Below are 4,450 nucleotides of genomic sequence, written 5' to 3' on the forward strand. Positions count from 1 at the left end.
GTCGACGACGTCGTGCGTCTCGGCCGAGTGCTCGTGAAAGACGCCACCATGCTCGTGCATCGCGGAGGAGGGCCCGCGGTTCGCCATCCAGCTGAACTTCTGCCCGCTCAACCGCGGGTCATGGGCGGCGTGCAGGCGCTCCAGCGCGGCGCGCAGCGGCTGGCCCAGCAGCGACAGCGCCGCGTCCCGCCAAGGGGTCTCCACCTGCTGCGCGCCGATATGCACATGGCGATGCCCCTGCACCCCGGCCACCAGCTGCACCACCCCCTGAAGCGGCAGCACGAAGACCAGCACCACGAGCAGGCTTGCGCGGGAGCGGTTCAGCAGCGAGGACAGGAAGGACGGCAGGGGCATGAGCGGGGGAGTCGCGGCGCCTTGCAGACGCCACGCAGGCACAACCGTGCCGCATCGTCGGCGGCCAGGGTTGCCGGCGTATGACACGACTGGCGGGGTCCGTACAAGAACCGTGCCCACGCCCTGCCCCAGCAGAACGTCACCCGACCCGTGACAGCCGGAAGCCCGCCATCCAATCCGGGGCGTCCGGCGGAAGCCGGCCTGCCGCCCCCGCGGGATCACCAACTGGCGAACGGCCTCACGGCAAGGTTGGCATTGACGTAGCGTGTATCGCCCGTGACCTCCTCGCCCAGCCAGGCCGGGCGCTCGAAGGGCTGGTCTTCGCACTGCAGCTCGATCTCGGCCACCACGAGGCCGGCGTTGGCCCCCAGGAACTCGTCTACCTCCCAGGTCATGCCGGCATGCCCGCACAGGTGGCGGACCTTCTCGACCACCGGCCCGTCGCACATCGCCAGCAACTGGTGCGCGTCCGCCAGCGGCACCTCGTACTCGAACTCGGCCCGCGTGGCGCCCGTCGTCGCGCCCTTGATGGTCAGGAATGCGTGTGCGCCCGCGAGTCGTACTCGCACCGTGCGAGCCGGGTCGCGGCTGAGGTAGCCCTGGCTGAAGCGGGTCTGGCGGGTCGCGGCCTGGCGCCAGCCCTCGCCGGCGACGAGGAACTTGCGTTCAATCTCAATGCCCATCGTGATCTCCGGCACGGGCCGCGGCCTCGCGCAGCTTGTCCTTCTTGCTCTTGCGCGTCGTGCTCTTGATGCCGCCGGTGGCCTCGGCCTCGGTGGCCACGGCCTGCGGCTCAAACCCCGCCAGTCGTTCGCGCGGCACACGCTGACCCTGGCGCTTCTCGATGAGGCGGAAATGGCTCTCGGCGTTCTCTGGGCTGTCCGCGCAGATGAAGCTGACTGCCGTCCCCCGCGCGCCCGCGCGGCCCGTGCGGCCGATGCGGTGGGTGTAGTCGGCTGCGGAGCGCGGCAGCTCGTAGTTGACGACGGCGTCCAGCTGCTCAACGTGCAGGCCACGCGCGGCGACGTCGGTGGCCACCAACACCTTGACGCTGCCGGCTTTCAGGGCAGCCAGCACGTCGCGACGCGCGCCCTGGCTGAGCTCGCCGTGCAACACGCCCGCCTTGAAGCCATGGGCGAAGAGCTTGTCCGAGACCAGGTCGGCCGTGTAGCGGCTGGCAACGAAGACCAGCGCCCGCTGCCAATCCTCATCACGCAGCAATTGGCGCAGCGCGGGCAGGCGCTGGGCGCGGTCGAGCTGGATGGCGCGCTGCGTGATCTGCGGTGGCGCCTCCTCGATGTGGATGCGCACCGGGTCGCGCAGCAGTTGGCCCGCCAGTGCCTGCACGGCAGGCGGGAAGGTGGCAGAGAACAGCAGCGATTGACGTCGCCCCGGCAACAGGGCCAGCACGCGCTGCAGCTCGTCGGCGAAACCCTGGCCCAGCAGCCGGTCGGCCTCGTCCAGCACCAGGCATTCCACGCCGGAGAGCTGCAGGCCGTTGTGCGCCAGCAGGTCCAGCAGACGGCCAGGCGTGGCGACCATCACGTCGCAGCCCCCGCGCAGCGCCATCAGCTGCGGGTTGATGGACACGCCGCCAAAAGCCAGCGCAACCTTGGGACGGTGCAGCAACAGCGCTGCCAGCTCGCGCAGCAACTCAGCCGTCTGCGCGGCCAGCTCCCGCGTGGGTGCCAGCACCAGCGCGCGCGGCCCAGGCCGCGGCGGCGAGGCCACCAACCGCTGCAGCAGCGGCAGCGCAAAGGCGGCGGTCTTGCCGGAGCCGGTCTGCGCCAGGGCCAGCACGTCGGCACCGGCCAAGATGGGGGGCAGCGCGGCCGCCTGCACGGCAGTGGGCGCGTGATAGCCCTGATCACGCACGGCGCGCAGCAGGGCGGGCGACAGGCCCAGGGAAGCGAAGGACATGGCGCGATTGTCTCGCGACGCCCGTTCAGAACAGCCGTTGCTGGTCGCCGGCGAGCTGGCCGGCCGCACGGGCCTCGATGAGCAGCATGCGCCGTTTGGTCTCGACACCCCCGGGCGCCGAGAAGCCCGTGGGCTCACCGCCCGCGCCCATGACGCGATGGCAGGGCACGATGGGCGGAAAGGGGTTGTCGCCCTCGGCCCGCCCCACCGCGCGTGCCGCACCCGGCTGACCCAGGGCTGCGGCGATCTCGCCGTAGGTGCGGGTCTGGCCCGGCGGGATGGCACGGGTCAGCGCGTGGACCTGGCGGCGGAACTCCGGAATGCCACGCTCGTCGAGGACGATGTCGCCGAGGTCACGCATCTCCCCGGCGAGCAGCGACCGGATGCCGTCCACGGCATGGCCAATGTGGGCCGGCACCTGCACCACGAACTCCGCGCGCGGATGGCGCTGCTTCAGCCACTCGGGGCTCGCATCCGGCAGCAGTGAGGCCACGATGCCGCGCTCGCTCCAGACCAGGCCACAGCGGCCCAGCGCCGTGTCGAAGCTGTGGCACCACAGCGGCTCGTCGGGTGGCAGGTCAGGGCCGGGGCCGGCGGGGTCCATGGCATCCTCGTGTCAGGCCGCGACGGCGAGGCCTGCCAGCCGGGCCGCCGTGGCACGCTCGGCCACCTCGCGCGGCGCCAGCCCCTTGAGGCGGTGGTCACTCCACACCTGGCGCCACCGGCGCGCGCCGGGCGTGCCGTTCCACAGCCCCAGCGCATGGCGCATGGCGTGCGGCCAGGACCGCCCCGCTGCGTGGAGGCGGTCGAGATAGGCCAGCCACTGGTCCTCGACCTGCTCGCGATTCGCGGCCGGATCGGCTGCGCCGAAGAAACGGGAGTCCCACTGCGCCATGCTCCAGGGCTCGTGATAGGCCTCGCGACCGACCATGACGCCGTCCAGCACCTCGAGCTGCGCGGCAATCTCGTCCGGCGCCTTCAGGCCGCCATTGATGGCGATGGTGAGGTGCGGGAACTCGCGCTTGAGCCGGGCCACCAGCTCATAGCGCAATGGCGGAATCTCGCGGTTCTCCTTCGGGGAGAGACCTTGCAGCCAGGCGTTGCGGGCATGCACGATGAAGACCTCGCAGCCGGCCGCGGCCACGGTAGCGACGAAGTCGCGCACGAAGTCGTAGCTCTCGATCTTGTCGATGCCGATGCGGTGCTTGACGGTGACAGGCAGCGTCGTCGAATCGCGCATGGCCTTCACGCAGTCGGCGACCAACTGCGGTTCTGCCATCAGGCACGCACCGAATGCCCCTTTCTGCACGCGCTCGCTGGGGCAGCCGCAGTTCAGGTTGACCTCGTCATAGCCCCAGCGCTCGGCCAGCTTCGCGCAGGCAGCCAGATCCGCGGGCTCGCTGCCGCCCAGTTGCAAGGCGACCGGATGCTCCTCGGCGTTGAAGTCCAGGTGGCGCGGCTGGTCGCCGTGCAGCAGCGCGCCCGTGGTCACCATCTCGGTGTAGAGCAGCGCATGGCGGGTGATGAGTCGGTGCAGGTACCGGCAATGCTTGTCGGTCCAGTCCATCATCGGAGCGACAGACAATCTCCACCGATTACCATGCAATTCAATAGATTGATCCAAAAACGGCCTCAAGTCAAGCGATAGAAATGTAAAGAAGGGCCTGCAGTCAATCGGACCAAGCATCTAAATTTTACTTGGCCAGCCCGAAAAGGTCCGCCATCAACCTGCTGGCTACTCGCACATGCCACCGCCCATCTCTGCGAACAGCCTCGCGCGGTGCAAAATGTCAGAAACGACGATAAATTTCTGACCCAAGAGGCCCCCGCCATGAGCACGCTCCCCCGCTCCATCCTGTCGCACGCCGAATCCCTGCCCGAGGGCGGGCTGGTGTCGCCCAAGGAGTTTCTGCACCTTGGGAGCCGAGCCGCGGTTGATCAGGCCTTCTCGCGGCTGGCCAGGGAAGGCAAGTTGCTTCGGGTGGCGCGCGGCACCTACGTCACGCCGGTTTCCAGCCGGTTCGGGACGCGCGCACCGGCTCCAGAGAAGGTCGTGCAGTCCCTGGCTGCGCAAAGTGGTGAGGTGGTCACGCCGCATGGCGCCAACGCGGCGAACGCGCTGGGCCTGACCCAGCAGGTGCCGATTCGCGAGGTCTATCTGACCTCCGGGCGCAGC

At 69.6% G+C, this 4,450-nt stretch carries 6 protein-coding genes; 1 reads left to right on the top strand and 5 read right to left on the bottom strand.

Annotated elements, in window-relative coordinates:
• The 5 genes from VGF12_RS25620 to dusA all read right to left on the bottom strand — a co-directional run.
• The coding region (locus VGF12_RS25620) for a hypothetical protein (RefSeq protein ID WP_331178879.1) at positions 1-354 on the bottom strand (354 nt) is incomplete at its 3' end.
• Positions 355-572: 218 nt separating this feature from the next.
• On the bottom strand, positions 573-1,037 hold the full coding sequence (locus VGF12_RS25625) for a CYTH domain-containing protein (RefSeq protein WP_331178880.1): 465 nt from the start codon (positions 1,035-1,037) through the stop codon (positions 573-575).
• The gene (locus tag VGF12_RS25630) at positions 1,027-2,274 is read right to left on the bottom strand and encodes a DEAD/DEAH box helicase (RefSeq protein ID WP_331178881.1); all 1,248 of its coding nucleotides are present in this window, start codon (positions 2,272-2,274) and stop codon (positions 1,027-1,029) included. Before VGF12_RS25630 ends, VGF12_RS25625 begins: the two co-directional genes overlap by 11 nt.
• A 25-nt stretch (positions 2,275-2,299) precedes the next feature.
• Complete coding sequence (locus tag VGF12_RS25635) at positions 2,300-2,878, bottom strand: methylated-DNA--[protein]-cysteine S-methyltransferase (RefSeq protein ID WP_331178882.1); 579 nt, start codon at positions 2,876-2,878, stop codon at positions 2,300-2,302.
• Positions 2,879-2,890: 12 nt separating this feature from the next.
• Positions 2,891-3,844, bottom strand: a complete 954-nt coding sequence (gene dusA, locus VGF12_RS25640; RefSeq protein ID WP_414710205.1) for a tRNA dihydrouridine(20/20a) synthase DusA — start codon at positions 3,842-3,844, stop codon at positions 2,891-2,893.
• Between the two features lie 261 nt (positions 3,845-4,105).
• Here dusA and VGF12_RS25645 point away from each other — a divergent pair.
• Positions 4,106-4,450, top strand: a 345-nt coding sequence (locus tag VGF12_RS25645; RefSeq protein ID WP_331178883.1) for a DUF6088 family protein, incomplete at its 3' end; no start/stop codon positions are given.

The sequence above is a fragment of the Roseateles sp. genome (assembly GCF_036404855.1).
GTDB lineage: Bacteria > Pseudomonadota > Gammaproteobacteria > Burkholderiales > Burkholderiaceae_C > Pelomonas.